This window comes from Streptomyces sp. NPDC006798 (genome assembly GCF_040635975.1).
GTDB lineage: Bacteria > Actinomycetota > Actinomycetes > Streptomycetales > Streptomycetaceae > Streptomyces.
Genome location: NZ_JBEYIS010000016.1, coordinates 1 through 26,749, shown reverse-complemented (window position 1 = coordinate 26,749; position 26,749 = coordinate 1). Strand labels below are relative to the sequence as shown.

Sequence of the window (26,749 nt, the reverse complement as noted above, 5' to 3'; positions counted from 1 at the left end):
TCGGCGTTCAGGGGTCAGGAGGCCACAGACGGGTGTCGGCAGTTGGAATGAGCGGTCCCCGCTTGCGGGACTAAGCTGCGGAAGGACAGGGAGGGGACCGACCCCTTACTGCCTGACCGCTCTGAGGAGCGATTAACGATGTTCGAGAGGTTCACCGACCGCGCGCGGCGGGTTGTCGTCCTGGCTCAGGAAGAAGCCCGGATGCTCAACCACAACTACATCGGCACCGAGCACATCCTCCTGGGCCTGATCCACGAGGGTGAGGGTGTCGCCGCTAAGGCCCTGGAGAGCCTCGGGATTTCGCTCGAGGCGGTCCGCCAGCAAGTCGAGGAGATCATCGGCCAGGGCCAGCAGGCCCCGTCCGGCCACATCCCCTTCACCCCCCGGGCCAAGAAGGTGCTGGAGCTGTCGCTCCGCGAGGCCCTTCAGCTCGGCCACAACTACATCGGCACCGAGCACATCCTGCTCGGCCTGATCCGCGAGGGCGAGGGCGTCGCCGCCCAGGTCCTCGTGAAGCTGGGCGCCGATCTCAACCGGGTCCGTCAGCAGGTCATCCAGCTGCTCTCGGGTTACTCCGGCAAGGAGGCCGCCACGGCCGGCGGCCCGGCCGAGGGCACCCCCTCGACGTCCCTGGTCCTCGACCAGTTCGGCCGCAACCTCACCCAGGCGGCCCGCGAATCCAAGCTCGACCCGGTCATCGGGCGCGAGAAGGAGATCGAGCGGGTCATGCAGGTGCTGTCCCGCCGCACCAAGAACAACCCCGTGCTCATCGGCGAGCCCGGCGTCGGCAAGACGGCGGTCGTCGAGGGCCTGGCACAGGCCATCGTCAAGGGCGAGGTGCCCGAGACCCTCAAGGACAAGCACCTCTACACCCTGGACCTCGGCGCGCTGGTCGCGGGCTCCCGCTACCGCGGTGACTTCGAGGAGCGCCTGAAGAAGGTGCTCAAGGAGATCCGCACCCGCGGCGACATCATCCTGTTCATCGACGAGCTGCACACCCTGGTCGGCGCGGGCGCCGCCGAGGGCGCCATCGACGCGGCCTCGATCCTCAAGCCCATGCTGGCCCGGGGCGAGCTGCAGACCATCGGCGCCACGACGCTCGACGAGTACCGCAAGCACCTGGAGAAGGACGCCGCGCTGGAGCGCCGCTTCCAGCCCATCCAGGTCGCGGAGCCGTCGCTGCCGCACACCATCGAGATCCTCAAGGGCCTGCGCGACCGCTACGAGGCGCACCACCGGGTCTCCATCACCGACGAGGCGCTGGTCCAGGCCGCCACCCTGGCCGACCGGTACATCTCGGACCGCTTCCTGCCGGACAAGGCGATCGACCTGATCGACGAGGCCGGATCCCGGATGCGCATCCGCCGGATGACCGCTCCGCCGGACCTCCGCGAGTTCGACGAGAAGATCGCGGGCGTCCGCCGCGACAAGGAGTCGGCGATCGACTCCCAGGACTTCGAGAAGGCGGCTTCCCTCCGCGACAAGGAGAAGCAGCTGCTGGCGGCGAAGGCCAAGCGGGAGAAGGAATGGAAGGCCGGCGACATGGACGTCGTCGCCGAGGTCGACGGCGAACTCATCGCCGAAGTCCTCGCCACGGCCACCGGCATTCCGGTCTTCAAGCTGACCGAGGAGGAGTCGTCCCGACTGCTCCGTATGGAGGACGAACTCCACAAGCGCGTCATCGGGCAGAAGGACGCCATCAAGGCGCTCTCCCAGGCCATTCGCCGGACCCGTGCCGGTCTGAAGGACCCGAAGCGCCCCGGCGGCTCGTTCATCTTCGCCGGTCCGTCCGGTGTCGGTAAGACCGAGCTGTCCAAGACGCTCGCCGAATTCCTCTTCGGCGACGAGGACGCCCTGATCTCCCTCGACATGTCGGAGTTCAGTGAGAAGCACACGGTTTCCCGCCTCTTCGGCTCCCCGCCCGGATACGTGGGTTACGAGGAGGGCGGCCAGCTCACCGAGAAGGTGCGCCGCAAGCCGTTCTCCGTCGTCCTCTTCGACGAGGTCGAGAAGGCCCACCCCGATATCTTCAATTCCCTGCTCCAGATCCTGGAGGACGGTCGGCTGACCGACTCCCAGGGCCGGGTCGTGGACTTCAAGAACACGGTCATCATCATGACGACCAACCTCGGGACCCGGGACATCTCCAAGGGATTCAATCTGGGCTTCGCCGCCCAGGGCGATGTGAAGACCGGCTACGAGCGGATGAAGGCGAAGGTCAACGAGGAGCTGAAGCAGCACTTCCGCCCCGAGTTCCTGAACCGTGTCGACGACACCGTCGTCTTCCACCAGCTCTCCGAGGAAGACATCATCCAGATCGTCGACCTCATGATCGCCAAGGTGGACGAGCGGCTGAAGGACCGTGACATGGGCCTGGAGCTCAGCCCCACGGCCAAGACGCTGCTCGCCAAGCGGGGCTACGACCCCGTGCTGGGCGCCCGGCCGCTGCGCCGGACCATCCAGCGGGAGATCGAGGACATCCTCTCCGAGAAGATCCTCTTCGGTGAGCTGCGCCCGGGTCACATCGTGGTGGTGGACACCGAGGGCGAGGGCGAGGAGAAGAAGTTCGTCTTCCGCGGCGAGGAGAAGTCCGCCCTGCCGGACGTCCCCCCGATCGAGCAGGCGGCCGGCGGTGCCGGTCCCAACCTGTCGAAGGACGCGTAACACCGCCGCGCGGGTGAGCCCCGCGCGGTGAGACGGCCGCCCCGGTCCCGTACGGCTTCGTACGGGACCGGGGCGGCCGTCGTCGTACGGCCGGAAAGGCGCCGGAACGGGCCGGGCGGTCCCGGGAGGCGCGGGAGGTGCGGGAGGTGCCGTGGAGGCGCCGGTCCCGGGTGGTCAGCTCTCGTCGTCCCCGGGGTCGGTCAGGCCCAGCAGCTCCCGCAGATAGGCGACACCGGCGAGGGCATCGGGCTGGAGCCGGTCGGGGGCCGGGAGCAGCCGAAGCACATCGGGTCCCAGCTCGGCCAGCAGCTCCGCCGCCTCCGGGGTCCTCGGCGGCAGTACCCGGCCCAGTACGTCGTCCAGTCGGCGCCGGGTCTCCTCGTCGAGCCAGGGCGCGTGCCGGGAGCAGAGCACGGCCAGGACACCGAGCCGGACCGACGGCATCCGGTCGTCGGTGGAGCGGGCCGACCTGAGGAGTTCCTGGATCAGACGGGTCAGCTGTACGCGGTCGCAGTGGCCCGCCGCCAGCAGGATCACATCCCGCCACTCGTCGCTGTGGGTGTGCCGGAGTACCTCGGCGAGGTGGTCGCCTTCGACGAACTCCCGGGCCGCGAGGAAGTCCCGGAAGGTGCGGTGGGAGAAGCCGAGATAGCCGGGTGCCTCCTCCTGGAGCACTCCGCCGCTGATCAGGAGATGGTCGAGGATCTGCTCCGGGGTCCCCTGGTGGCGGACGGTCGGCATTCCGGTGAGCGCCTGGACGAGCTGGGCGACGGCGGTGCTCCGGGGGATCTCGGTCGAGCGGTTGCGGACCATCCAGACGGCCAGGCGCTGGAAGAGGAACCGCCGTCCCTCGACGGTCAGCCGGATCTCCTCGGCCCGGTCGACGAGCCGGGCCTGGTCCCGGCGGCCGAGCAGCATCGTCAGCGACTGGTCGTAGAGCTGCCACCGGGTATCCGGTGTCAGTCCGTCGAACCGGCGGTGGAGGGCGCAGATCACGGCGCAGAGCAGGGGCGTCCGGGCGAGGTCCCGCAGGGTGCGGTCGCGTTCCAGTTGCCGGATCAGATTCCGTTCGGTCACCGCTGAGCCGCTGCCGCTGCCGCTGCCGCTGTTGCCGCCGCCGGGGCCGTCGTCGGAGGCGACCCGGGCCGCGTCGTACCAGGCGGTGACGAATCTTCTGATGTCGGCGTCGTCCATCGGCAGCAGCCGGACCTTGTCGAAGCCGTCCCGGGCCAGCCACTCCGGTTCGACGGCGGTCGGCCGGGTGGTTGCCACACAGCGGGTCTCCGGATACCGCCGGAGCAGGTCGGAGAGCCAGCGCCCGGCCGTGGCGCGGTCGGCCCTCGGGATCTCGTTGAACCCGTCGACCAGCAGCAGGGCGCGGCCGTCGGCGAGGACCCGCTCGGCCCAGCCGGGCGGCGGATCCCCGGTCTCCGGGCCGGTGAGCGATGCCAGCCGGTCCGGGGTGGGGAGCCGCTGTCCCCGGGCGTGCAGGGCTCGCAGGGGGACGAGGAAGGGCACCAGCCCGGTGAGCGGGCCGGGGCCGGGGGTGAGGGTTCCGGCGGCGACGGCCCTGGCCAGCCATTGGACCAGGGTGGTCTTACCGGCCCCGGCTTCTCCGTGCAGCAGGATGCGGGGATTGCCCTCCAGGAAGGTTGCGACCCGGCCGATCGCCTGGCTGAGCGGGCGGCCGGGGTGCCCGGGATTGCCGACCGCCGCCAGATCGACGAAGGAGGTATCCAGGTCCCATGCGGCGCGGCCGGGGCTGAGGGAGTCGAGGCCGTGGAGCCGGGTGGTCCGGTAGCGGGCGGCGAGGGCCTCGGCGTACTCCTCCTCGTACCGGGAGTCGTCGGACCGGGCGCCGGTGATCTGTTCCAGGGCCGAGATCCACGGGACCCAGACGCGGAGCCCGGCGTGGTCGGCGAGCCGCTGGAGGGGGAGGCAGTCGGCGCGGCGGTGGCCCAGATTGCCGCTGACCTCGCGGACGATGCCGAGCAGGGTGCTCCCGGCGAAGACGGGCGCTCCGGAGAGCCCGGCGAAGGACGAGTCGCCGCCGACGGCGACGAAGGCGGCGGTGTCGTCGAAGTCGAAGATCACGCCGTCGGTGCCGCCCGGCTCGCCGGGTGGGCGGACGGTGCCGTGGTACGTGACGAGGTCGAGCCGGTCGTCGTCCCCGGTGGGCTGGAAGCCGAGTATCCGGCAGCCCCGGAGCGGCCGGCTGGTGGTGAGGGCGCTGAGCCGGGGCCGGAGGTCGATCCGGCCGCCGGGGACGAGGAGTACGGCGGCGTCCAGCCGCCGGTCCGTCCACATGACGCGACAGGTGCCGACGGATCCGGTGGCGGGTTCGACCACGGCGGCGGTCTCCCGGTCGCCGACGACCCGGGCGCAGGTGAGGACGAGATGGGGGGAGAGGAAGACCCCGGTGCCCCGGGCGGCGCCGGTGACCACCACCATCGTGGTGCCGAGCCCGGGCCTGGCGGAGATCATGGGGTGCCGGTGTCGGAAGCGCCGTCGTGGCCGGTGCGGTCGCGGCCGAAGTCGGCGGAGATGTCGAGGTCGTCATTGCCGACCAGCCAGGAGTCGTTGGTTCCGGCGCCGCGCGGGGTGAGGGTGACGGCGACCCGGTGCGTACGGCCGGTTCCGGTGGTCCGCTCGGCGCCCGCGTCCACCACCCAGGCTCTGACCCGGCCGCCGCCGGTGGTGTCGCGGCGCAGTTCGACGGTGAACTCCAGCTCGATGCCGTCGACTTCGAACCGGACGGGGGAGCCGTCGGCGCGGGCCGCCGCGGTGACGAGCTGGGCGCGTACGGCGTCCACGGCGTCCGCGAGATCGATACCGGCGTCGAGGCCGGAGCCGGTGCGGTTGGCACCGGGGTCGGTGTGGTTCATGGGGACCGCCGTTCGGTCGGAGGGACGAGAGGTACGAGAACTGCGAGAACTGCGCGAGGTACGCCCGGATGCGCCCCGGGCTCCGGTCAGGGGGTGGTGCTGAGCCGGGCGCCGAAGTGCTCGTGACCGGTCAGGAGCAACTGGTTGGTGTGGTTGGCGTAGAGCTTGATCCGCAGCTCGGGGTGGGAGTCGTGGAACGGGCCGAGGTCGAGCCGATACGGCGAGACATTGGGCGGGGTGCTGATCCGCAGGGACGTCAGATTGGGGAAGGCGCGAGCGATTACCTCCGTGTCGGGCGCGGACGGAGGAAAGATCAGCAGCAGGTCGGTGATGTGCGACGAGGGCGTCGCGGCGCTGTCGATGTCGATCCCGGGCTGCGAATCGAGTTGCAGCTCGTGCAGCCGGGGGATCCGGTTCGCCACTGCCGTCAGCGCCGACAGCCGGGCCGGTGAGCTGACGATCAGACTGGCGGGCCGCCAGGTGACGAGGGAGTCGTACGGCAGCTCCGCGTCGTCCACGATCTGGAGGGTGTGGATCTCGGGGCGCGGGCCGCGCAGGGCGAAGATCCGGGCGTCGATGGTGAGCGAGTCCAGGGTGCGGTCCGCGAGGTGTCCGAGGCTGGTCAGCGCCGGGCAGCCGAGCAGTCCCAGCCGCCGGACCGACGGCCGCTCGGCGATCACCCGGAGATCGGTGAGGACGGTGTTGTCCTCGAAGAAGACGATGACGAGTCCGCTGTCGGGCAGGGCCGAGCGCAGAGCCGGGACGGGGTGGTTCCCGTAGAGGGCGATGGAACTGACGCCGGTGAGGCTTTTGAGCAGCCCGAGGTGTTCGGGGGTGGGGACGGGCAGCCGGGTGCGGCTCAGGTCGATCCGGGCCAGGACTTCGCGGGCGTACTCCTCGGCGGGGAAACTGCCCCAGGCGCGGGCGAGGGCGTCACGGGTGTTCGGGTCGGTCAGGCCGGTGAACTCGCGGAGCAGGGGGATCGCGGCGGCCTCGCCGACCCGGGCGTGGACGCCGATCACGAGGCGGTCGGTGACCCAGTCGCCGGAGGGCCCCGGCAGCAGGGGGAGGACGTATTCGCCGAGTTCGGCCAGGAGGTGGGTCTCCTCGTCGGAGCGCGGCGGCATCACCTCCCGTACCGCCGTCTCGGCCCGGAGCCGGGCGTCCGCGTCGAGGAAGACGGCATTGGCGGCGCACTGGCCCGCGAGGATGCGGAGCGGCCGGGCCGGCGGTTCGGGAAGGGTGCCCGCCTTCTCGACGAGCCGGGTGACGAGCCGGCCGACGCGGCGGTCGAGATGGCCGACGGAGAGCAGGATGACATCGCGCCACAGCTCGTCCCCGGCGCGGCCGACGAGTTCGCCGACGCTGTCGGTTTCGGCGAGTTCCTTGGCGGCGAGATAGTCCTGGAACGTGCGGTGGATGAACTGGATGGTGTCGCCGGTGCGCTGCTGGAGCAGTCCGCTGCGGTTGACCAGATGGGCCAGGACCCGGTACGCGCCGCCCTGCTCGCGTACCTGCGGCATATAGCCGGTGGCCTTGTCGATCTGCTGGACGGCCTCCTCGGGGGTGAACTGGGTCTGGCCGCAGCGGACCAGCCAGACGGCGATGTGCTGGAGCAGCAGTTTGTGCTCGTCGACGCCGATGATCAGCCCCTCGGGGGCGTCGATACCGCGTTCCCGGTCGCGTTTGCCGAGCAGCATGTCGAGGGTGGCGCGGTACAGCTCCCAGCGGGTGTGCGGGAGGCGGCCGCGGCGTTTGCGGTGCAGGGCGCAGATCACGGCGCAGAGCAGCGGGGTCCTGGCCAGGTCGCGCAGGACCCGGTTGCCGGTGAACTCGCGGGTGAGCCGTCGGCTGAGTTCGCCGAGGCGGCGCTGTTCGGCGGCGGCCCGGCCGTCGTCGCGTCCCTCGTACTCCAGCTTGGCGGCCCGGTGCCAGGCGGCGACGAAGGCGGAGATGTCCTCGTCGCTCATCGGCAGCAGCAGCAGATCGGTGAAGCCCTCGGCGGTGAGCCAGTCCTTCTCGACGGCGCCGGGCCGGACGGTGGCCAGACAGCGGGTGTCGGGATAGCGGGCGAGCAGCCGGGTGAGCCAGCCGCGGGCCCGGTCGCGGTCGCCCTGGGGGAGCTCGTCGAGGCCGTCGACGAGGAGCAGGGCGCGGCCCGCCTCCAGGGTGCGTTCGGCCCAGCCGTCGGGGGCCCGGCCGACCGGCAGCTCGGCGGCGTGGCCGAGGCCGTCGGGGGCGGGGAAGCCGCTGCCGTGGGCCCGGACGCTGCGCATCGGGACGACGAACGGGATCAGTCCGTTCAGCTCGTCCAGCTCGGCGGGGAGGGTGTCGCAGGCGGCGTGGGCGGCGAGCCGCCAGACGAGGGTGGTCTTGCCCGCGCCCGCCTCGCCGCGGAGCAGGGTGCGGGGGTTGCGGCCGATGAGCTGTTCCACCCGGCGGCGGGATCCGGCCACCTGGCCCGGCGGCCGGTGGTCGAGCAGATTGCGCAGCCGCTGCTCGGCCTCGCGCGTCATGGTGATCCGCCGGCCGTCGGTCGGCAGGCCCAGTTCGGTGATCCGCTGGTCGGGCAGGGTGTCCCGGAGCTCGTCCAGTAACTGCTGGGGGGTCCGGCGCAGCTCCTCGTCGAGCCCGGTGGCCTCCAGGCTGAGATAGGCGGTGTCCAGGTCCCAGCTGGATTCGCTGACGCCCAGCTCGTCGATTCCGAAGATCTCCGTCTTGCCGTACTGGGCTTTCACCGCGCCCGTGTACCGCTCCTCGAAGGGGGCGTCCGCCGGGTCGAAGCCGGACATGTTCTCCAGCCGGGGGTTGACCGGGAGGAGGTCGAAGGCCCAGTTCCGCAGGGCGTCGATCGGTACGGCCTCCAGCTGCTGGCCGGGGGCTCCGTTGACCCGGGCCACGATGCCGAGGAGTACGGGGCCCGCCAGGACGGGCGCCCCGGAGAGCCCGGAGAGCGGGGAGCGGCCGTCGGCCAGCGGGGGGCCGGGGGTGTGGTCGAGCCAGAGGGTGAGGGTGCCGCGGGCCTGGCCCGCGGCGGGTAAGACGGTGCCCGTGTACTGGCCGAAGTCGAGCTTGTTGCCGCCGTAGCGCTGCTGGCCGGGGAAGCCGGTGGTCTGGGCGCCGGGGAGGGGATCGTCCCTGGTCAGCCGGGCGATCCTGAGGCGGCCCAGCCGGTCGGCGGAGACGATGTCGTCCTCCGCGCGGAGCAGGGCGGCGTCCCGGCCGGGCCAGAGCTTCACCACGTCGCAGCGGAAGGCGCGGGAGCTGGTCAGATGGAGCACGCTGGGTGCCCCGCGTTGGCCGTTGAGGACATGTGCGCAGGTCAGCACGTATCTGGGGGTCAGGAGGACGCCGGTGCCCTGCTGACCGCCGAGAACGGCGACCACGCGCATGGAAGGGCCGTTCCGCACGCTTTCCACCCCCGTTTACGCGCCCCGTTTCTGCTCCGACATTAGTGGCGCGGGCCACAATTCCGCCGCCGAATCCGTGACAAGGCGCACAGGCCGTTTCGGGCCTACTAGCCGGATTAGGAGCGGCGCCGGGACGGGCCGCTCCGGGCCGGTGGCGGCCGGAGCCGGTGCGGCGGCCGGGCGGGGGCCTCCGGAGGCCGCCGGAGCGGCCCCGGGGGGTTCCGGGGTGGTTCGGAGGGCCCGGTCCACCGTACGTACCGGGGGCTAAACCCCATTTCGGAGCGGAAATCTCCGACTTTTCGATCATGTAAGACAGTGATGACCAAAGGGTGTCAATGGGGTGAATCACTGCGTCGCCACTACGACGGAATGTCGTAGTTGGGGGGTTTGAGGTGAAGTGCCGGGATCGGTTACCAAGGGATGGCGACAACGCACCCCCGGCGCAATTCCGCGTCGGGTCAGTTTCTGTCCGGAGGCATTCTCATATGACGCGCGTCACCACTCGTTTCTCCCGCCCGGCGTTTCTCCGCACCCGGGCCGGCGTCCTCGCCGCAGGTCTCGGAGCAACCGCCGTGCTCGGAACGGGCGCCGCGTTCGCCGTAGAGGCCACCGGTTCCCCGTCCGCCGCTCCCGTAGCCGCCCCGGCCAAGGCCCCGGCCGCCAAGCCGCTGGAGGCCAAGGCCGCCGCCCCGGTCAAGACCGTCGAGGTGAAGGCCGCCGCCCCTAAGGCCGCGCCTAAGGCCGCGCCGAAGCCCGCCGCCGCGCCCAAGGCCGCCGCGCCGTCCTGGGTGAAGCCCGTCGGCTCGTACGCCCTGACCGCCACCTACGGCAAGGCCGGCAACATGTGGGCCAGCAACCACTCCGGCCAGGACTTCGCCGTCCCGACCGGTACCCCCGTCGTCTCCATCGGCGCCGGTACCGTCGTGAAGGCCGGTCCGAACGGTGCCGGTGACGGTCCCGCGTACGGCAACGCCGTGGTGATCAAGCACAACAACGGCAAGTACTCGCAGTACGCCCACCTCTCCACGGTGAACGTCTCCGCGGGCCAGACCGTCAAGGCCGGTCAGCTGATCGCCAAGTCCGGCAACACCGGTAACTCCAGCGGTCCCCACCTGCACTTCGAGATCCGCACCACCGCGAACTACGGCAGCGCCGTCGACCCGGTCTCCTTCCTGCGCTCCGTCGGCGTCAGCATCTGACCCGACCGGGGCCGCGCGGACCGCATGAACCGCATGACCTGTACGACCCGGAGGGCCTGAACGGTCCGACGGGCCGGGACCGGGCGGCCGGTACGTGATCGCGTACCGGCCGTGACGGTCACCCCCCCCGTGCGCCACGACCCCGAGAACGGCGATCCGCCGCCTCGGGGTCGTGGCGTTCGGCGCCGTGGCGCCGGGTGACCGGCGGGGTCAGGGGCCGAGCGACCGGAGCTCGTCCTCGGCGAGCATCGGGAAGCTGCCCGTATTCGTGGGCGCGTGCTCGGGCAGCCACAGCACGGCGATCGCACCGCCCGGCTCCACACCGTCACCGGGCGCCGTGCCCGCCGCCTTCACCGGGCCGGTGTCCGTGGCCTTCACCAGGTCCGGGGTCGCGGTAGTCGTCGTGGCCGCCGTGCCCGTCGCCGCCGTGCCGATACCGGGCCCCGCGTTGCGGAACGTCAGCCGGGCGCCCAGCACCCTGGCCTGCCCCGCCGCGATGGTCAGCCCGAGGCCGTGCCCGCTGCCCGCCCGGTCGCTCGCCCCGGTACGGAACCGGCTCGGCCCGTCCCGCAGCAGCGCCTCGGGGAACCCGGGCCCGTGGTCCCGGACCCGTACGACCCGCCCCTCGACCGTGATCTCGACCGGCGCGGCCCCGTACTTCGCGGCGTTCGACAGCAGATTCAGCAGAATGCGCTCCAGCCGCCGGGGATCGGTCGCCACCCAGGACTCGTGGACGACCTGGACCCGTACGCCCGGATTGAGCTTGCCGATCCGGCGGGCGACGAACTCGCCGAGCGCGATGTCCTGGAGCTCGGCCCGCTCCGACGCGCCGTCCAGCCGGGCCACCTCCAGTACGTCCTCGACCAGGGTCCGCATGGCCTGGGCCCGGTCCCGGACCAGTTCGGACGGGCGTCCCGGCGGCAGCAGCTCGGCCGCCGTCAGCAGCCCGGTCACCGGGGTCCGCAGCTCGTGCGCGATATCGGCGGTCACCCGGCGCTCGGCGTCGATCCGCTCCTGAAGGGCGTCGGTGAGGGCGTCCACGGCATGGGCCAGATCGTCGGTCTCGTCCTGGACGTAACCGCCGATCGCGTCCCGGACCCGGACCTCCGTATGGCCCGCCGCCACCGTCCCGGCCGCCGCGGCGGCCTTCCGCAGCCTGCGCGAGATCTGCCCGCCGATCAGCACCCCGAGGGCGCAGCCGCCGACGACGACCGAGACCGAGCCGATGATCAGGGCCCGGTTGAGGTCTTTGAGGATGGCGGCGTTACGGCCGGTGAACTGGATCCGTGAGGAGAGCACATTGCCGTCCACGGTCGGCACCGCGGCCCAGATCTCCGGCGGGCCGTCGCCGGAGTCGACCACATAGGTGCCCTTCCGGTTCTGGTCGACGAGCTTCCGCAGCTCGCGCGGGAGCTGGGGGTCGTTCAGCTTCGCCCCGTAGCGGCTCTCCTTCGACTTGTGCGGTTCGTACGCCCGCAGGGCCAGCTGGACCCGGTCCATCTGGACGTCGCGGGTGTTGTCGAGCATGGAGACCCGGGCCGCGTTGTGCACGACCAGGCTGAGAGCCACCGCGATCAGGGCGCTCACGGCGGCGATCGCGATACTGATCTTCCACCGGATGCCGGTACGGATCACCGCGCGCCGGGCGCGCCGGGGCCGTACGCCCGCCGTTCCGGAATCCCGGCGGCCGGGCTTGATCCGCCGGAACAGGGCGCGCAGCCGCCCCGCGCACCCGCCGGAGCCGCGGGGGCCCGAGCCGCTGCCAAAGGCCGTACGGGCAGCCGGTACGGAACGGGACCCGGGACGAGGACCGGAAGACGAAACGGAACGGGAAGCGGAAGCGGAGGAGGAAGGAGAAGCGGAAGTGGAAGGGGAAGCGGGCTCGGGGGTCGAATCCGGTACGCCGACCGCCGCCGTCGCGCACTCCTTCGGTGAGCGCTTCATCCCTTGAGCTTGTAGCCGAAGCCGCGGACCGTCTCGATCCGGTCCTGGCCGATCTTCGTCCGCAGCCGCTGGACATGGACGTCCACGACCCGGGTGTCACCGCCCCAGCCGCCGTAGTCCCAGACCCGTTCCAGCAGCCGGTCCCGGGAGAGCACGGTCCCCGGCGCCGAGGAGAACTCCAGCAGCAGCCGCATCTCCGTCGGGGTCAGCCCCACCGGCACGCCGTCCTTGCGGACCTCCATCCCCTCCGTGTCGATCACCAGATCGCCGAAGGTCAGGACCGGGCCCTGGCCGCCCGGGCCCTCGCCCGGGCCGCCGCCGTCACCACCGCCCGCATGGCCGAACCGCCGCAGTACCGCCCGGATCCGGGCCACCAGCACCGCACCGTCGAACGGCTTGGTGACATAGTCGTCGGCGCCCGCCTCCAGGCCCAGGACGACGTCGATGGAGTCCGCGCGCGCCGAGAGCATGATCACCGGCACGGTCGACTCGTCCCGGATCCGGCGGCACAGGCTGACCCCGTCGAGCCCCGGCACCATCACATCGAGCAGGGCGATGTCCGGCCGGCTCGCCCGGAACGCCTCCAGGCCCAGCAGCCCGTCGGGCATCGCGGTGACGACGAAGCCCTGACGTTCGAGGGCCAGCTGGGTGGCCTCCCGGATGACGTCGTCGTCCTCGACGAACAGGACATGGGTCTCGGCCATCGGGTCTCTCAGCTCTCTCGGCGCGCGCCCGTGCCGGGCGGGACGGCCAGGGCGGCGGGCAGGACGGGGGAAGGAACGGCGTAGAACCGGTCCACGGCGACGGCGAGCCCGCCGCCGGAGGCCGTACCGGAAACCGAACCGGAAGCACCGCGGGCAGCCGAACCGGTCGTACCGGAGGCGCTTCCGGAGGCCGGTCCGGACGGGAGGGAACCGGACCGGATCCCGCCGGACACCCCGCCCCGGCCTCCGCCGGGCTCGGCTTCGGGCTCGGTATCGCCCTCGAAGGTCGGGGAGTAGGCCTCCCCGTCCTCCGCGGGCAGGCTGCGGTACTGCGTACGGGTCCAGTGCGTCTCGACGAACCGGCCGCCGCCGTCCGTACCGGCGGTCCAGCGGTACGTCAGCACCTCCTCGGCCGTCGTCGCGGTCGGGTCGTCCTTCTCGTAGATCTGCTGGGTGACGACGAGATCGCCCCGGTCGATCGCGGAGAAGACCGCGGGCTCCTCCCGGATGAAGACGTTCCGGTAACCGGAGCCTTCGAGCCGGTAGACGTACGAGGCGAGGGCGATGCTGTCGTCGCAGGTCGCCACATTGACCACGACATCGGGCGCGGTACCGCCGGTGAGATGCCCGAAGGCCGTGTCGACCGGATACGGACCGCCCTCCACGCACGGCTTCAGCGCCGCCTTGATCTCCGGGTCGACCTCGGGGTCCTTCCGCAGCAGCTTCAGCGGATCGGGCCGCTTGGCCCCCGCCGCGGCGCCCGGCGAGACCGGCCCCGGGGACGCGGGCGCCGACGGAGTGGCGGAGCCGGTCGCCCGGCCCGCCTCACCCGTCGCCGGACCGTCGTCCCGCAGCCCGGTACCGCCCGTCGAGCACCCCGCCGCGAACACGCCGAGGACGGCGAGCCCGGCCATCGCCGTTCCGCTCGCCGTCCGCCTGCCGCCGTCGCGTCCGCCCGTCAGGCCGCGCACCGCTCCTGCCCCCGTCCGTCCTGCCGCCGCTGTCGTCCCACCCGGTCCCGCGTCCGTACCGACCCGTGCGCCAGGTCCCCGCGGTCGGTCAGATCGCGGGCGGACCGGGGCGCGGCGGGCACGCCGGCTCCATCGGGCCCGGCGACCCGGCCACCGCCGGAACGCACCGCCCGCAGGGCCCGCTCGCCGAGCTGAAGGTCCTCGCACTCCTGCGCCCGGCTCTCCAACTCCTGGCGGAGCCGGGCGAGCGCGCGGTGCAGGGTGCTTTTTACCGTACCGGTCGACATGCCGAGCGCGGCAGCCGTCTCCTCGGTACTCATCTGCTCCCAGTGCCGCAGCACCACGACACTGCGCTGCTTCGGCGCCAGCACCTTCAGCACGTCCATCAGCAGGGCCCGGTCGGCGCGCTGTTCGGAACCGTCGTCCACCGAGGCGTCCGGAAGCTGCTCCGTGGGCACCTCGTCCAGCTTGCGGGCCCGCCACCACTCCGTCCGGGTATTGATCATCACCCGGCGCAGATAGGCATCGGCCAGCGACTTGTCGGCGATGCCGTCCCAGCGGCCGTAGGTCCGTACGAGGGCGGTCTGCAGCAGGTCCTGGGCGTCGACCGGGTCCGGCACCAGGCGGCGGGCGCTGCGCAGCAACGCCTCCTGCCGGGTTCGTACGTACTCCTCGAAGCCGAGCACCTCGCCCTGTACCGTCATCCCGACCGCCTCCACCCCGTGTCCGTGAACCGAACGCCACCGCGGATCCCGCCCCTGGCGACCCGTGTCGCTCGGCGCTTCCCGTCCCTGCCGGTCCTTGTGAGACAGAAGTTACGGAGCGCTTGTCACGGCACTGTCGTGTACACCCGACGGCGGACGCACGGCCGTCCATCGGTTGTGTAACAGCGGATGTTTCGACGCCGGGCGGATGGGGAACGGAGGTCGACTCCTCTTGACGGAGAGGTCAATCCGGGGGTGTTCTGTCGTAGTTCGGGATGGAATGCCCCGGAGGTAGGGGCGATACGGCGGACGTTACGTTCACCGATGACCGTGCGCCGCTCGGTGACTGTTTCGGGGACAGCTCGGTGCCTGCTCCGAGGCCGGTGAAGCCGGTGGAGACGATCAGCCCGGCAGCCGGTACTGACCGTTGTCCAGCGGCTCGACCAGCCCGTCCGCGACCAGCCCGTCCAACGCGCGGGCCCGCTGCACCGGCTCGTGCCAGACCCGGTCCAGCGCCGCCCGCGACACCGGTTCACGGGACGCCCGCAACACCGCGAGCAGCTTTCCCCGCACCTGACGGTCCGTACCGGCATATGTCTGACCCCGCCGGGCCGCACCCTGATGCGCGGGCTTCCCGGCGAGCCGCCAGGCGCACTGCGCGGCGATCGGACAGCGCCCGCAGTCCTCGCCGCGCGCCGTACACACCAACGCGCCCAGCTCCATCGACGCGGCGGCCCACTTGGCGGCGGTCTCGTCGTCGTCCGGCAGCAGTGCCCTGGCCAGCTTCCGCTCGGCCGCGGTCGTCGCCGTCGGCGGATACTGGATCCCGGTCGACGCCCGGGCGAAGACCCGGCGCACATTGGTATCCAGCACCGCGTGCCGCTGGCCGTACGCGAACGACGCCACGGCCGCGGCCGTGTACTCGCCGATCCCCGGCAACGCCAGCAGCTGGGCGTGATCGCTCGGAACATCGCCGCCGTGCCGCTCCGCTATCGCCTGCGCGGCCCCGTGCAGCCGCAACGCGCGGCGCGGATAGCCGAGCCGGCCCCAGGCGCGGACCGCCTCACCCGAGGGCTCGGCGGCGAGATCGGCGGGCCGGGGCCAGCGGGCCAGCCACTGCTCGTAGACCGGCAGCACCCGGTTGACGGGCGTCTGCTGCAGCATGAACTCGGAGACCATCACACCCCACGCACCCGCCTCCGGGCGGCGCCAGGGCAGATCGCGGGCGTGGTCGTCGAACCACGAGATCACCGGGCTGTGAAGGGAAGCGGCATCGGATGCGGAAGGCTCGCCGGCGATCCCGGCGGCGGGGGCGGGGGCAGTCGTCGTGTCAGTCATGGCCCGTCGATCCTGACACGTCCACGAGGAGGCCCACCGCAGCCGCCCCGGGCCGTCGGCTAAGCGGTGGAGCCCGTCCGGCCGTGTGGCGCAGTCCCTTGCCCCAACTGGTCCACGCGCCCCCGCCTCCCGCGCCGCCCCCGGCCTACGGGCCGCGTCCACGACCCCGGGCCCCTGAGCCCGGGATAAGCCCGGCGCCCTGATGCTGTCGGCGGTCTGCGGACCGTGGCTGGCCGTTCGCGCAGTTCCCCGCGCCCCTGAAAGGGTTCCCGGCCTCGGAGGGCCCGTCTCCCCGGAGGGACGGTCAGGTGGGCAACCAGGGGCGCGGGGAACTGCGCGAACGTCCCACGACGGCGTGCGGTCGGAAGACTTCCAGAGGTGGCACTGCGAGGGCGTTGCCCTTGAAGGGGCCAGGAGGTGGGCAACCAGGGGCGCGGGGAACTGCGCGAACGGCCGCCGACGGCGCGCGGTCGGAACACCTCCGGAGGGAGCACTACCCCTCCCACCCGGAGGGCGCGGCGCTCCGGAGCACGGAGCACGGAGCACGGGGCCCGAGGCCATACGGCGCTACGCGCGGTGGCTGCCGCGCACCCGCGCCTCCGGGCCCGGGCCCGGGCCCGCGAGCCGGGTGAAGACCCCCGGGGTACCGGCCCGTACCGTCGTCGCCAACCCCGTCACCGCCCGCGCCGCGCCCGTCATCACGACCGCCGCGACCACCGCGCCCAGAACCAGCCCCACCGCCACGTCGTGCGGGTAGTGGACCCCGACGAAGACCCGGGAGAAGCCCATCAGCAGCGCCATCGGGACGACGAGCGCCGCGATCCGGGGCCATGCCAGTACCAGCGCCACCGCCGCCGCGCCCGCTATGGACGCGTGGTTGCTGGGAAACGACCAGTCCCCGGTCGGCGGGCACGCCACGAGCGACGCCGCCGCGTCCTCGACGGTCCGGCAGGGCCGCTCCTCGTCGAAGACGGTCTTCAGGGACTCGCTCACGACATAGCCCACGGCCGTCGCGAGCGGCGCCAGTACGGCGACGGCGAGGGCCCGCGCGTCCGCGACCCGCGCCCGCCACCAGGCGACCACGAAGAGCGCCCCGAACAGCAGCAGCCCGGCCTCCGTCCACAACTCGGCGAGGTGCTGGAGCCAGCCGGGAGAGTCCTGGGCGAGATCGGTGATGTCGCGGTACAGACCGCGGGTGAGAGAACTGTCCATACGGGCGAACGTATCGAGTCCGCCCGCCCCGGCCCTCAGGCGATCGGCATGAGCCGACCCCGACGAAAGTAGGGGGTCCCCACCGGGCCCGTTGCTCCTCCGGGGCGCCGCCGCGAGGGCCCCCGGGGCCGATTCCGGGATGATGATCCGTAGAACTTCGGACGAGTGCGGCGGGTGGGACGGGAGTTGGGCCCGTCCTCTCGTAGAGTTGCCCCGTGGGATCTCTGCGCAATCCGATCGGGCCGCTTCCCTCCTCCATCTACTGGCGACGGAGGGCGGTGGCGCTGGCGATGGCCGTGCTCGCCCTGCTGGTCGTCGTCTGGATGCTGACGTCGGGCGGGGGAGACGACGACAAGACCGACGGGGCCAACAAGAGTTCCCCGCCCGCGTCTTCGATCACCCCGGGCCCCAAACCGTCCGGTCCGGCGATCAGCCAGCAGCCCGGCGGGCGGGACGAGACCGGCGACGGCGGGGACTCCTCCGGCGGCGACGCCACCGGCGGCTCCTCCGAGGGCACCGACGGCACCGGCGGGACCGGAACGGACGACGGCGGTACGAGCCAGGGCACCGGCGGCGCCGGCGGATCCGGGAGCTCCGGCGGCTCGGAAGGCCGCCCCGTCGCCGTCGGCTCCAACCTGCCGAACTGCTCCACGGACACCCTCAAGTTGAGCCTGGAGCCCACCAAGCTGACCTATCCGCTCGGCGAGAAGCCCGGCTTCCGGCTGAAGGCCGTCAACTCGTCGAGCGGCGACTGCAAGGTCGACCTCGGCCGGTCCTCGGCCGTTCTGACGGTCACGGACGCCGACGACGAGCGGATCTGGTCGTCCAACGACTGCCCGCGCGACCGGGCCAGCCTGCTCCTGCGCGTCCCGGCCAACACCACCATCACCCACACCTACGAGTGGGACCGCTCCCGCAGCACCGGCCACTGCTCCACCGCCGCCCCGGCCAAGGTCGGCGCCGGTACGTACCTCCTGGAGGCGAAGTTCCCCGGCGAGACCGTCAGCCCGGCATCATTCGTCCTCGCCAAGGATTGATCTTTTTTGTGGCTCGGTTCGCCTCTCCGGGGCGAGGCCAAGGCGAGGGACCCCGGGGCACGCGCCTCGCAGAGGTCCGCAGGTCGTCTTAGGGGCCGTGGCCTCGACGGCTCACCCGCCCGGCCCGGCCCGGCCCCGGGCGGGCCGGGCAGATGTACCGGAGGTACGGGAACGGGGGCGGGGCCGTGTCGCGACGGCCCCGCCCCCGTTCCCGTAACCCCGTGGGTCAGACGTACCGCTCCAGGATCGAGGACTCCGCCAGCCGCGAAAGCCCCTCCCGGACGCTCCGCGCCCGCGCCTCGCCGACGCCGTCGACGGTCTGGAGGTCGTCGACGCTGGCCGCGAGCAGCTTCTGCAGCCCGCCGAAGTGCTCCACCAGCCGTTCGATGATCGCCCCGGGCAGTCTCGGCACCTTCGCCAGCAGCCGGTAACCGCGCGGCGATACCGCGGAGTCCAGAGTCTCGGGCGAGCCGCTGTAGCCGAGGGCCCGCGCCACATTGGCCAGCTCGAGCAGCTCGGGATGGCTGAGCGCGTCGAGTTCGGCCAGCGCGTCCTCGACCGTACGGGGCCGCCCGCTCTTCGACGCCATGGCCCTGGGGGACGTGGCCTCGGGGACGTAGTCCCGGACCACCAGCTCCCGCTCGGGCTCCACGCCCGCGATCAGCTCGTCCAGCTGGAGGGTGAGCAGCCGCCCGTCCGTACCCAGCTCGACCACGTACTCCGCGATCTCGGTGGCGATCCGGCGGACCATCTCCAGCCGCTGCGCCACGGCCGTGACGTCCCGGACCGTGACCAGGTCCTCGATCTCCAGCGCCGACAGGGTGCCCGCGACCTCGTCGAGGCGGAGCTTGTACCGCTCCAGGGTCGCCAGCGCCTGGTTCGCCCGGGACAGGATCGCCGCGGACTCCTCCAGCACCCGCCGCTCGCCGTCCACGTACAACGCGATCAGCCGCATCGACTGGGAGACCGAGACGACGGGGAAGCCGCACTGCTTGGAGACCCGGTCGGCGGTACGGTGCCGGGTGCCGGTCTCCTCCGTGGGGATCGAGGCGTCCGGGACGAGCTGCACCCCGGCGCGGAGGATCTTGGTGATGTCCTTGTCGAGGATGAGCGCGCCGTCCAGCTTGCACAGCTCGCGCAGCCGGGTCGCGGTGAACTCCACGTCCAGGACGAAGCCGCCGGTACACATCGAGTCGACCGTCTTGTCCATCCCGAGGACGATCAGGCCGCCGGTGTTGCCGCGGAGGATGCGCTCCAGGCCGTCGCGGAGACCGGTACCGGGCGCGACGGAGCTGAGGGCGGCGCGGATCTGCCCCTCGGTACCGGAGCCCGCGCCGGACTTTCCGGGTGCTGCTGCCCGGTCGTTGGCTGCCACTGCACTCCTCCGGCTCGTACGGATGGGCGAGACCAGGGCAAAGTCTACCGGCGCGTCTCCGCGCCCCGTGGGCTGTCCGCGCCCTCTGTGCGCCGGGCGCCGTCACACCGCCCGCCGAAAGCTCCACGACGACCGCTCACGGGCCCGGTGCACACGTCCGGTGAACCGGCCCGGCCACGGCCCGTGGGCCGTTCGCCGACGGCTCGGCCATCGCGTTTTCGCCGGTCACCGGGGCGGTCCGGCTCCCGCTGCCGGGTTACCAGGGCGCGTTCTCCGGTCCGCCGCCCGTACCGCCGCCCTTCGGCGCGTCGCTCCGGCGGCGGCCGCGCGGCAGGACCCGCAGCGCGTCCCCCATGTTCGCCACCTCGGTCACCGTCATACCCGCGGGCACCTTGCCGGGGTCGGTGGGCACCAGGGCGTGGGTGAAGCCGAGCCGGTGCGCCTCGGCGAGCCGCCGCTGCACCCCCGTCACCCGGCGGACCTCACCCGCCAGGCCGACCTCGCCGATCGCCACCAGGTTCTTCGGCAGCGGGGTGTCGCTCGCGGCCGACGCCAGCGCCAGGGCGACCGCCAGATCGGCGGCGGGCTCGGAGAGCCGTACCCCGCCGACGGTGGCGCTGTAGATGTCCCGCTTCCCCAGGGCGCTGATCCGGCCGCGCTGTTCCAGCACGGCCAGCATCATCGAGACCCGGGAGGTCTCCAGACCGGACGTGGTCCGCCGGGGCGAGGGGATCTGCGAGTCCACGGTGAGCGCCTGCACCTCGGCCACCAGCGGGCGGCGGCCCTCCAGCGTGACCGTCAGACAGGTGCCGGGAACCGGCTCGTCACGGCGGGTCAGAAACAGGCCGGAGGGGTCGGCGAGACCGGTGATGCCCTCGTCGTGCAGCTCGAAGCAGCCGACCTCGTCCGTCGCCCCGTAGCGGTTCTTGACGCCCCGTACCAGCCGCAGCCTGGCATGCCGGTCGCCCTCGAAGTGGAGCACCACGTCCACCAGGTGCTCCAGCAGCCGGGGACCGGCGATCGCGCCGTCCTTGGTGACATGGCCGACCAGGAGGGTCGACATGCCCCGCTCCTTCGAGGCCCGGATCAGGGCGCCCGCGACCTCCCGGACCTGCGCCATCCCGCCCGGCGCGCCCTCGATCTCGGGCGAGGCGACCGTCTGCACGGAGTCCATGATCAGCAGCGACGGCTTCACCTCGTCCAGATGGCCGAGGACGGCGGAGAGATCGGTCTCGGCGGCGAGATAGAGATGCTCGCTCAGCGCGTTGATCCGGTCCGCGCGCAGCCGGACCTGGCTCGCGGACTCCTCGCCCGTCACATAGAGCGTCCGGTGCTCCGGGCCCGCCGCCTTGGCGGCGACGTCCAGCAGCAGGGTCGACTTGCCGACACCGGGCTCGCCCGCGAGCAGCACCACGGCCCCGGGCACGAGACCGCCGCCCAGCACCCGGTCCAGCTCGGCCACCCCGGTCGTACGGGCGGTCGCCTGCCGCCCGTCGACCTGGGCGATCGGCAGCGCGGGGCTGGAGACCCGCCCGGCGGCGGTGGTCCGTACGGCGGGCGCGCCGTACTCCTCGACCGTGCCCCACGCCTGGCATTCGGGGCAGCGGCCGAGCCACTTCACGGTCGTCCAGCCGCATTCGGTACAGCGGTAGGACGGACGGTCCTTAGCGGACTTGGTACGGGCAGCCATGGGGAAACCGTAGCCCCCGCCACCGACAACCGGCCCCGCCGTCCTCCGCGCCGACCCCACCCGTCCCACCCATCCCACCCATCCCACCCGCCCCGCCCGGCCGTCCCTTCCGGTAACTCCGGCGGCTCCGGCGCGCGGGCCGGGGCCGGAGCCACTTCAGGCCCGGGGCGCGAACGGCTCCGAAGCGGCTCAATTGGGGGCGGATCGAAAGATTGGTGTCCCCTTTTGAGCGAACTACTCACCCGTAAGAATGAAAAGCGGGAAAGTGGCGAGAAGGGCATGCTTCGGGTGCCTACGGTCGCCGGGTGACGAGCAGCAGCCGGCCGGAGCCGACCTCCCGCACCCCGCACACCGCCGTCCCGCACCGGCCGCGCCGCCACGACCCCCACCCACCCGGCGCCCCCGCCGGTGCGGCCCGCCACGGCCAGCCCGCCCCCGCCGGGCCCCGGCCGGTTTCCGGCGCCGACGACCCCGTCCGGGGCCCGGGCGCGGCGGGCCCGGTCCGGCCGGAGGAATGGGACGGCCCCGGCCCCGTGGGCTCCGGCCTCGGGCCGGGCGCCATCGGGTCGGCCGGGCCTTCGGGGCAGGCGGAGCGGCCGTCCGGCCCCACCGCCCCCGCCGGAGGCGCGGGCGCGGGCGCGACGGAGCCGTACCCACCGGCAGGGCCGGACCAGGGCCCTGCCGCGCAGGCCGGACCGGTCGCCCCCTCCGCCCCCGGCCGCCCGGCGGGCCGGGTCCTCCGGACCTCCGGCGCAGGTGTCCCGGCATCAGCGGCCCCCGCGCCGGAATCAGCCTCCGCGCCGGACTCGGCCCCCGCGCCGAACCCCGGCCCCGGGCGGCCGGACCGGTACGAGCGGCGGTACGAGCGGTACGAGCCCTATCTCGACGGCCTCTTCACCTACTGCCTCTCCGTGCTCTGCGACCACGACGCCGCCACCGCCGCCCTCGGCGACGTCCTCGCCGTCGCGGAACGCCACCACGGCCGCGCCCCCGTCGAGCACACCACCGCCCGCCCCGGCCGCCGGGCGTGGCTCTACGCGCTCGCCCGCTGGACCTGCCGTCGCCGTCTCGTCGAACAGCGCCGTACCCGCCCCGGCGCGCACACCGGCCGCCGCCGCCCCACGCACGCCCCCGCGCCCCCGCCGGTGCGCGCGCATCCGCCCGTACGCCCCCAGGAACCCGCCACGACCGGAACCCCGCACCCGCCCGCCGACGGCCGCCGGGACCAGTTGGCGCTGCTCGCCTGGCCCGAGGCCGCCGGAACCACCCCCGAACAGCGCGAGGCCCTGGAACTCGCCGTCCGCCACGGTCTGGCCACCCAGGACATCGCCGCCGTCCTCTCCCTCGACCCCGCAAACGCCCGCGACCTCCTCGCCACCGCCGTCTGCGAACTCGAACGCACCCGGGCCGCCCTCGCCGTCGTCGGCCGCGGCGACTGCCCCGCAGTCGCCCGGCTCGGCGCCGACGACCGGGTCCTGATCTCCGCCGCCCTCCGCACCGAACTCGTCCGCCACGTCGACGACTGCCCCCGCTGCCGGGCCGCCGCCGAACGCGTCGAAGCCCTCGGCCCCTGGCCGGGATCCGCCCCGGCCCCGGCGGGCCTGCCACTGGTCCGGTGCGAGCGCCCGGCCGCGTACGCCGCGATGAGCGCCGCGCGCGCCGGGCGCACCCGGGCCGGTACGCCCCGCTTCGGGCCCGGCGGCTTCCCCCTCGACCCCAAGGACCACGCGGCCCGCCGCGAGCGGCTGCGGGCCCGCGCCGTCACCACCACGGTCGTCGCCACCGTCCTCGCGGCGCCCGTCCTCGCCTTCTGGGCGGCCTACCGGAGCGCCCCCGCCACCGGCCAATCCGGCGCCGGGCCCGCCGTCACCACCGAGGACCCCGGGAACGGCGGCGCCGACACCGGTACGGAACACCCCGGCGACCGGCACGACCCCTACGACCGGTACGAGCACACCGGCAGCGCCGCCCCCACCGGCTCCGCCGGACACCCCGGAGTCACCGTCGAGGTGGTGAGTACCGGTACCGTCCCCCGGGCCAGGCCCGGCGCGCCCGCCCCGGGCAGGCTCGGCGTCACCGCCAGGGCGTACGGCGACACGACCCGGCTGACGCTCACCGCCTCCGGCGGCGCCCCCGTCGACTGGACGGTCAGGACCGGAGCCCGCTGGCTGCTGCCGAACCGGGCGTCGGGCACCCTCCGCCCCGGCCAGTCCGTCACCGTCCTGGTCACCGTCGACCGGGACCGCGAACCCCTCGGACCGTGGCGCGCCTATCTGCGGATCGACCCGGCCGGAGCCGTACTGAGGATCGAGGGCGGCGGCCGTACGCCACCGCTGCCGCCCCGCCCGGCACACCCGACCGGCTCGCCGACCCCGGCCCCGACCCCCTCGCCCACGCCGTCGCCGACCCCGAGCCCCACCCCGACCGAGCCGACGCCGTCGCCGACGCCGTCGATGGATCCGTCACCGACCCCGAGCCCGACGGACCCGGACCCGTCACCGGCGCCATCGGGCGACGACGGCGGAGGGCCCCAGCCCGCACCCTGAGCCGTACGAAACCGCGAAAAAGGAGGTCAGACGGGGTCCGCCGGATGCGGCGCCAGCAGCGGAAGCTGCGAAGCCAGCCGCTGCTCGCAGAGGCCGACCAGCGCGTCGTACGCCTCCTTGCCCATCAGCTCCGTCAGCTCCGCCCGGTACGACACGTACACCGGCTCGCCCGCGCCGTGCGCCGACCGCGCCGACGTACACCACCAGTGCAGATCATGACCGCCGGGACCCCAGCCACGCCGGTCGTACTCGCCGATCGAGATCTGCAGCACCTTGGTGTCGTCGGGCCGCTCGATCCAGTCGTACGACCTCCGCACCGGCAACTGCCAGCAGACGTCCGGCTTGGTCTCCAGCGGCTCCCGCCCCTCCTTCAGGGCCAGGATGTGCAGCGCGCAGCCCGCGCCCCCGGCGAACCCGGGCCGGTTCTGGAACACACACGACCCCTTCCACCTGCGGGTCTGCCGCGCGCCGTCGTCCTCGTCGACCTCCACCCAGCCGGTGTCCGTCCCCACGTCGTGGAACTGCCACACATCCGGCGTGAGCCTGGCCACATGCCCCGCGACCCGCTCCTCGTCCTCCTCGTCGGAGAAGTGCGCGCCCAGGGTGCAGCAGCCGTCGTCGGCGCGCCCGGCCTGGATGCCCTGGCAGCCGCTGCCGAAGACACAGGACCAGCGCGAGGTCAGCCAGGTCAGATCACAACGGAAGACCTGCTCGTCGTCCGCGGGGTCGGGAAACTCCACCCAGGCCCGCGGAAAGTCCACTCCGACCTCGTCACGCGGGGTCGGGTCCGGGGCCGTGGAGCGCTCTGCTTTGCCCGGCTTCGCCTTTTTCGTCTTTGGCACAGGTCAAGGGTATGTCCGCAACCGCAGTAGCGTTCGTACTCATGAGACTCGGAGTCCTCGACGTCGGTTCGAACACAGTGCACCTGCTGGTGGTGGACGCCCACCCCGGCGCCCGCCCCCTGCCCGCCCACTCCCACAAGGCGGAACTGCGCCTCGCCGAACTCCTCGACGCGGACGGCGCGATCGGCATCGCCGGGATAGAGCGCCTGATCGGCACCATCGGCCGGGCCATGGAAGCGGCCGAGGACCAGGGCTGCGAGGAAGTCATCGCCTTCGCCACCTCCGCCGTCCGCGAGGCCAGCAACGCCGACCACGTCCTCGGCCGCGTCAAGGCGGAGACCGGGGTCGCCCTGGAGGTCGTCACCGGCGCGGAGGAGGCCCGACTCACCTTCCTCGCCGCCCGCCGCTGGTTCGGCTGGTCCGCCGGAAAGCTGCTGGTACTCGACATCGGCGGCGGATCCCTGGAGATCGCGTACGGCATCGACGAGGAGCCCGACGCGGCCGTCTCCCTGCCCCTGGGCGCGGGCCGGCTCACCGCCGGAATGCTCCCCGGCGACCCGCCGGACGCGGAAGCCGTACGGGCACTGCGCCGCCACGTCCGCGCCGAGATCGCCCGTACGGTGGGCGAGTTCAGCCGCTTCGGACGCCCCGACCACATCGTCGCCACATCCAAGACCTTCAAACAGCTCGCCCGGATCGCGGGCGCCGCCCGGGACGCCGAGGGCCTGTACGTCCAGCGGGAACTCAGCCACAAGGACCTCCAGGACTGGGTCCCCAAACTGGCCGCGATGACGGCCGCCGAACGCGCCGACCTCCCCGGCGTCTCCACCGGCCGCGCCCGTCAGCTCCTCGCCGGAGCCCTGGTCGCGGAAGGCGCCATGGACCTCTTCGGCGCCCAGGAAGTGGAGATCTGCCCCTGGGCCCTCCGCGAGGGCGTCATCCTCCGCCGCCTCGACCACCTGCCGTCCCCGACAGCCCGCTGACGGGCCCTGCCCCACCACGGACGACGCGGGGGTGGCCCGGCCGCCCCCGCCCCCGCGCCCCGTACCCTGTCCCCGTGGAAGATTCAGCGCCACAGGCAGCGACAAGCACCCGGGCCGCACGCTTCGGCGGGAGCCGCCCCACCCCCAAAGTGCTGCTCTCCACCGCCTCCGTCTACCCGGAGTCCACCGCCACCGCCTTCGAGATCGCCGCCCGGCTGGGCTACGACGGCGTCGAGGTGATGGTCTGGACGGACCCCGTCAGCCAGGACGTCGAGGCGCTCCGCGGACTCTCCGACTACCACTCCGTACCGATCCACGCGGTCCACGCGCCCTGCCTGCTGATCACCCAGCGGGTCTGGTCCACCGACCCGTGGGTCAAGCTGGACAAGGCCCGGTCCGCCGCCGAGCGGCTGGGCGCATCGACGGTCGTCGTCCACCCCCCGTTCCGCTGGCAGCGGCAGTACGCCCGCGATTTCGTGACGGGCGTCTGGCGGATGGCGGACGAGACCGACGTCCGGTTCGCCGTCGAGAACATGTACCCGTGGCGGTACCGCGACCGCGAGATGCTCGCCTACGCCCCCGAATGGGACGTCACCAAAGACGACTACCGCCACTTCACCGTCGACCTGTCCCATACGGCGACGGCCCGCACCGACGCCCTGGCGATGGTGGACCGGATGGGCGACCGCCTGGGCCACGTCCACCTCGCCGACGGCAAGGGCTCCGCCAAGGACGAGCACCTCGTCCCCGGCCGCGGCGACCAGCCCTGCGCCGAACTCCTCGGACGCCTGGCCCGCACCGGCTTCGACGGCCATGTGGTGATCGAGGTGAACACCCGCCGCGCCATGTCCTCCGCGGAACGCGAGTCCGACCTCGCGGAGGCCCTCGCCTTCACCCGCCTCCACCTGACCCCTGCGGTCGGGTAGCGCCACGGGGGGGCAGTGCCTCGTCCGGAGGTGTTTCGACCGCGGCCCGTCGTGGGCTGGTCGCGCGGTTCCGCCCCCTGTGCCTTCGGCGATGGGGGGATCCCCAGCGCCCCGGCCCTCCTGGGCATCGCCCCGAACTACCCGGGCCGCGCCCGACAACCGCGGGTTGTCGGCGGCCTGCGGACCGCCTGCGGCTGGTCGCGCAGTTCCCCGCGCCCCTAAATGCTCTCCCCCTCTCCGACCTCGTAAGAGGACGGGCCCCGTCAGGGGCGCGGGGCTCGAGGACATAGGTGTCGCCGTCGCGGACGGCCCGGGTGGT

At 72.9% G+C, this 26,749-nt stretch carries 18 protein-coding genes; 6 read left to right on the top strand and 12 right to left on the bottom strand.

Annotation, left to right across the window (positions count from 1 at the left end; all coding sequences use genetic code 11):
- The first annotated feature begins 138 nt into the window (after positions 1-138).
- Entirely contained in the window at positions 139-2,664 is a 2,526-nt protein-coding gene (locus ABZ714_RS13530) for an ATP-dependent Clp protease ATP-binding subunit (RefSeq protein ID WP_358825353.1), read from the top strand.
- 174 nt (positions 2,665-2,838) lie between these two features.
- Here ABZ714_RS13530 and ABZ714_RS13525 read toward each other — a convergent pair whose 3' ends face one another.
- From ABZ714_RS13525 to ABZ714_RS13515, 3 genes are all read right to left on the bottom strand, one after another.
- Positions 2,839-5,148, bottom strand: coding sequence for an NACHT domain-containing protein (locus ABZ714_RS13525; protein WP_358825352.1), 2,310 nt, complete (start codon positions 5,146-5,148; stop codon positions 2,839-2,841).
- Complete coding sequence (locus ABZ714_RS13520) at positions 5,145-5,549, bottom strand: trypco2 family protein (RefSeq protein WP_358825351.1); 405 nt, start codon at positions 5,547-5,549, stop codon at positions 5,145-5,147. Before ABZ714_RS13520 ends, ABZ714_RS13525 begins: the two co-directional genes overlap by 4 nt.
- Positions 5,550-5,635: 86 nt before the next feature.
- Positions 5,636-8,941, bottom strand: a complete 3,306-nt coding sequence (locus tag ABZ714_RS13515) for an NACHT domain-containing protein (protein ID WP_358825350.1) — start codon at positions 8,939-8,941, stop codon at positions 5,636-5,638.
- A gap of 503 nt (positions 8,942-9,444) precedes the next feature.
- On the opposite strand from ABZ714_RS13515, the gene ABZ714_RS13510 reads away from it, so the two are divergent.
- The gene (locus tag ABZ714_RS13510) at positions 9,445-10,158 is read left to right on the top strand and encodes a M23 family metallopeptidase (protein WP_358825349.1); all 714 of its coding nucleotides are present in this window, start codon (positions 9,445-9,447) and stop codon (positions 10,156-10,158) included.
- 210 nt (positions 10,159-10,368) lie between these two features.
- Here ABZ714_RS13510 and cseC read toward each other — a convergent pair whose 3' ends face one another.
- From cseC to ABZ714_RS13480, 6 genes are all read right to left on the bottom strand, one after another.
- Positions 10,369-11,793, bottom strand: coding sequence for a two-component system sensor histidine kinase CseC (cseC, locus tag ABZ714_RS13505; RefSeq protein ID WP_358825348.1), 1,425 nt, complete (start codon positions 11,791-11,793; stop codon positions 10,369-10,371).
- Positions 11,794-12,098: 305 nt separating this feature from the next.
- Positions 12,099-12,806 (bottom strand): two-component system response regulator CseB, encoded by a 708-nt coding sequence (gene cseB / locus ABZ714_RS13500; RefSeq protein WP_358825347.1) that lies wholly within the window; start codon positions 12,804-12,806, stop codon positions 12,099-12,101.
- A gap of 8 nt (positions 12,807-12,814) precedes the next feature.
- The gene (locus ABZ714_RS13495; protein WP_358825346.1) at positions 12,815-13,777 is read right to left on the bottom strand and encodes a hypothetical protein; all 963 of its coding nucleotides are present in this window, start codon (positions 13,775-13,777) and stop codon (positions 12,815-12,817) included.
- On the bottom strand, positions 13,765-14,481 hold the full coding sequence (locus ABZ714_RS13490) for a SigE family RNA polymerase sigma factor (protein ID WP_358825345.1): 717 nt from the start codon (positions 14,479-14,481) through the stop codon (positions 13,765-13,767). The genes ABZ714_RS13495 and ABZ714_RS13490 overlap by 13 nt, the downstream gene beginning before the upstream one ends.
- Before the next feature lie 402 nt (positions 14,482-14,883).
- Positions 14,884-15,819, bottom strand: a complete 936-nt coding sequence (locus ABZ714_RS13485) for an A/G-specific adenine glycosylase (RefSeq protein WP_358825344.1) — start codon at positions 15,817-15,819, stop codon at positions 14,884-14,886.
- A 567-nt stretch (positions 15,820-16,386) separates the two neighbouring features.
- Positions 16,387-17,031 carry a phosphatase PAP2 family protein gene (locus tag ABZ714_RS13480; protein ID WP_358825343.1) on the bottom strand — a complete coding sequence of 215 codons (645 nt, stop codon included), beginning with the start codon at positions 17,029-17,031 and terminating at the stop codon, positions 16,387-16,389.
- Positions 17,032-17,246: 215 nt separating this feature from the next.
- On the opposite strand from ABZ714_RS13480, the gene ABZ714_RS13475 reads away from it, so the two are divergent.
- On the top strand, positions 17,247-18,068 hold the full coding sequence (locus tag ABZ714_RS13475) for a hypothetical protein (RefSeq protein WP_358825342.1): 822 nt from the start codon (positions 17,247-17,249) through the stop codon (positions 18,066-18,068).
- A gap of 226 nt (positions 18,069-18,294) precedes the next feature.
- On the opposite strand, the gene disA is transcribed toward ABZ714_RS13475, so the two are convergent.
- Together disA and radA are read right to left on the bottom strand one after the other, a co-directional pair.
- On the bottom strand, positions 18,295-19,443 hold the full coding sequence (gene disA, locus ABZ714_RS13470) for a DNA integrity scanning diadenylate cyclase DisA (RefSeq protein WP_358825341.1): 1,149 nt from the start codon (positions 19,441-19,443) through the stop codon (positions 18,295-18,297).
- A 256-nt stretch (positions 19,444-19,699) separates the two neighbouring features.
- Entirely contained in the window at positions 19,700-21,133 is a 1,434-nt protein-coding gene (gene radA, locus ABZ714_RS13465; RefSeq protein ID WP_358825340.1) for a DNA repair protein RadA, read from the bottom strand.
- A gap of 305 nt (positions 21,134-21,438) precedes the next feature.
- On the opposite strand from radA, the gene ABZ714_RS13460 reads away from it, so the two are divergent.
- Positions 21,439-23,679, top strand: a complete 2,241-nt coding sequence (locus tag ABZ714_RS13460; protein WP_358825339.1) for a hypothetical protein — start codon at positions 21,439-21,441, stop codon at positions 23,677-23,679.
- A gap of 26 nt (positions 23,680-23,705) precedes the next feature.
- Here ABZ714_RS13460 and ABZ714_RS13455 read toward each other — a convergent pair whose 3' ends face one another.
- Positions 23,706-24,521 carry a hypothetical protein gene (locus tag ABZ714_RS13455; RefSeq protein ID WP_358825338.1) on the bottom strand — a complete coding sequence of 272 codons (816 nt, stop codon included), beginning with the start codon at positions 24,519-24,521 and terminating at the stop codon, positions 23,706-23,708.
- A gap of 41 nt (positions 24,522-24,562) precedes the next feature.
- Here ABZ714_RS13455 and ABZ714_RS13450 point away from each other — a divergent pair, with 41 nt between their 5' ends.
- Both ABZ714_RS13450 and ABZ714_RS13445 read left to right on the top strand, forming a co-directional pair.
- Entirely contained in the window at positions 24,563-25,504 is a 942-nt protein-coding gene (locus tag ABZ714_RS13450; protein ID WP_358825337.1) for a Ppx/GppA phosphatase family protein, read from the top strand.
- A gap of 149 nt (positions 25,505-25,653) precedes the next feature.
- Positions 25,654-26,430 carry a sugar phosphate isomerase/epimerase gene (locus ABZ714_RS13445; protein WP_358825446.1) on the top strand — a complete coding sequence of 259 codons (777 nt, stop codon included), beginning with the start codon at positions 25,654-25,656 and terminating at the stop codon, positions 26,428-26,430.
- Positions 26,431-26,749 lie beyond the last annotated feature (319 nt).

Excerpts from the sequence above, each read along its gene's own strand:
- ABZ714_RS13530 (WP_358825353.1), top strand. The coding sequence starts at position 139 with ATGTTCGAGAGGTTCACCGACCGCGCGCGGCGGGTTGTCGTCCTGGCT.
- ABZ714_RS13525 (WP_358825352.1), bottom strand. The coding sequence starts at position 5,148 with ATGATCTCCGCCAGGCCCGGGCTCGGCACCACGATGGTGGTGGTCACC.
- ABZ714_RS13520 (WP_358825351.1), bottom strand. The coding sequence starts at position 5,549 with ATGAACCACACCGACCCCGGTGCCAACCGCACCGGCTCCGGCCTCGAC.
- ABZ714_RS13515 (WP_358825350.1), bottom strand. The coding sequence starts at position 8,941 with ATGCGCGTGGTCGCCGTTCTCGGCGGTCAGCAGGGCACCGGCGTCCTC.
- ABZ714_RS13510 (WP_358825349.1), top strand. The coding sequence starts at position 9,445 with ATGACGCGCGTCACCACTCGTTTCTCCCGCCCGGCGTTTCTCCGCACC.
- cseB (WP_358825347.1), bottom strand. The coding sequence starts at position 12,806 with ATGGCCGAGACCCATGTCCTGTTCGTCGAGGACGACGACGTCATCCGG.
- ABZ714_RS13490 (WP_358825345.1), bottom strand. The coding sequence starts at position 14,481 with ATGACGGTACAGGGCGAGGTGCTCGGCTTCGAGGAGTACGTACGAACC.
- ABZ714_RS13485 (WP_358825344.1), bottom strand. The coding sequence starts at position 15,819 with ATGACTGACACGACGACTGCCCCCGCCCCCGCCGCCGGGATCGCCGGC.
- ABZ714_RS13480 (WP_358825343.1), bottom strand. The coding sequence starts at position 17,031 with ATGGACAGTTCTCTCACCCGCGGTCTGTACCGCGACATCACCGATCTC.
- radA (WP_358825340.1), bottom strand. The coding sequence starts at position 21,133 with ATGGCTGCCCGTACCAAGTCCGCTAAGGACCGTCCGTCCTACCGCTGT.
- ABZ714_RS13450 (WP_358825337.1), top strand. The coding sequence starts at position 24,563 with ATGAGACTCGGAGTCCTCGACGTCGGTTCGAACACAGTGCACCTGCTG.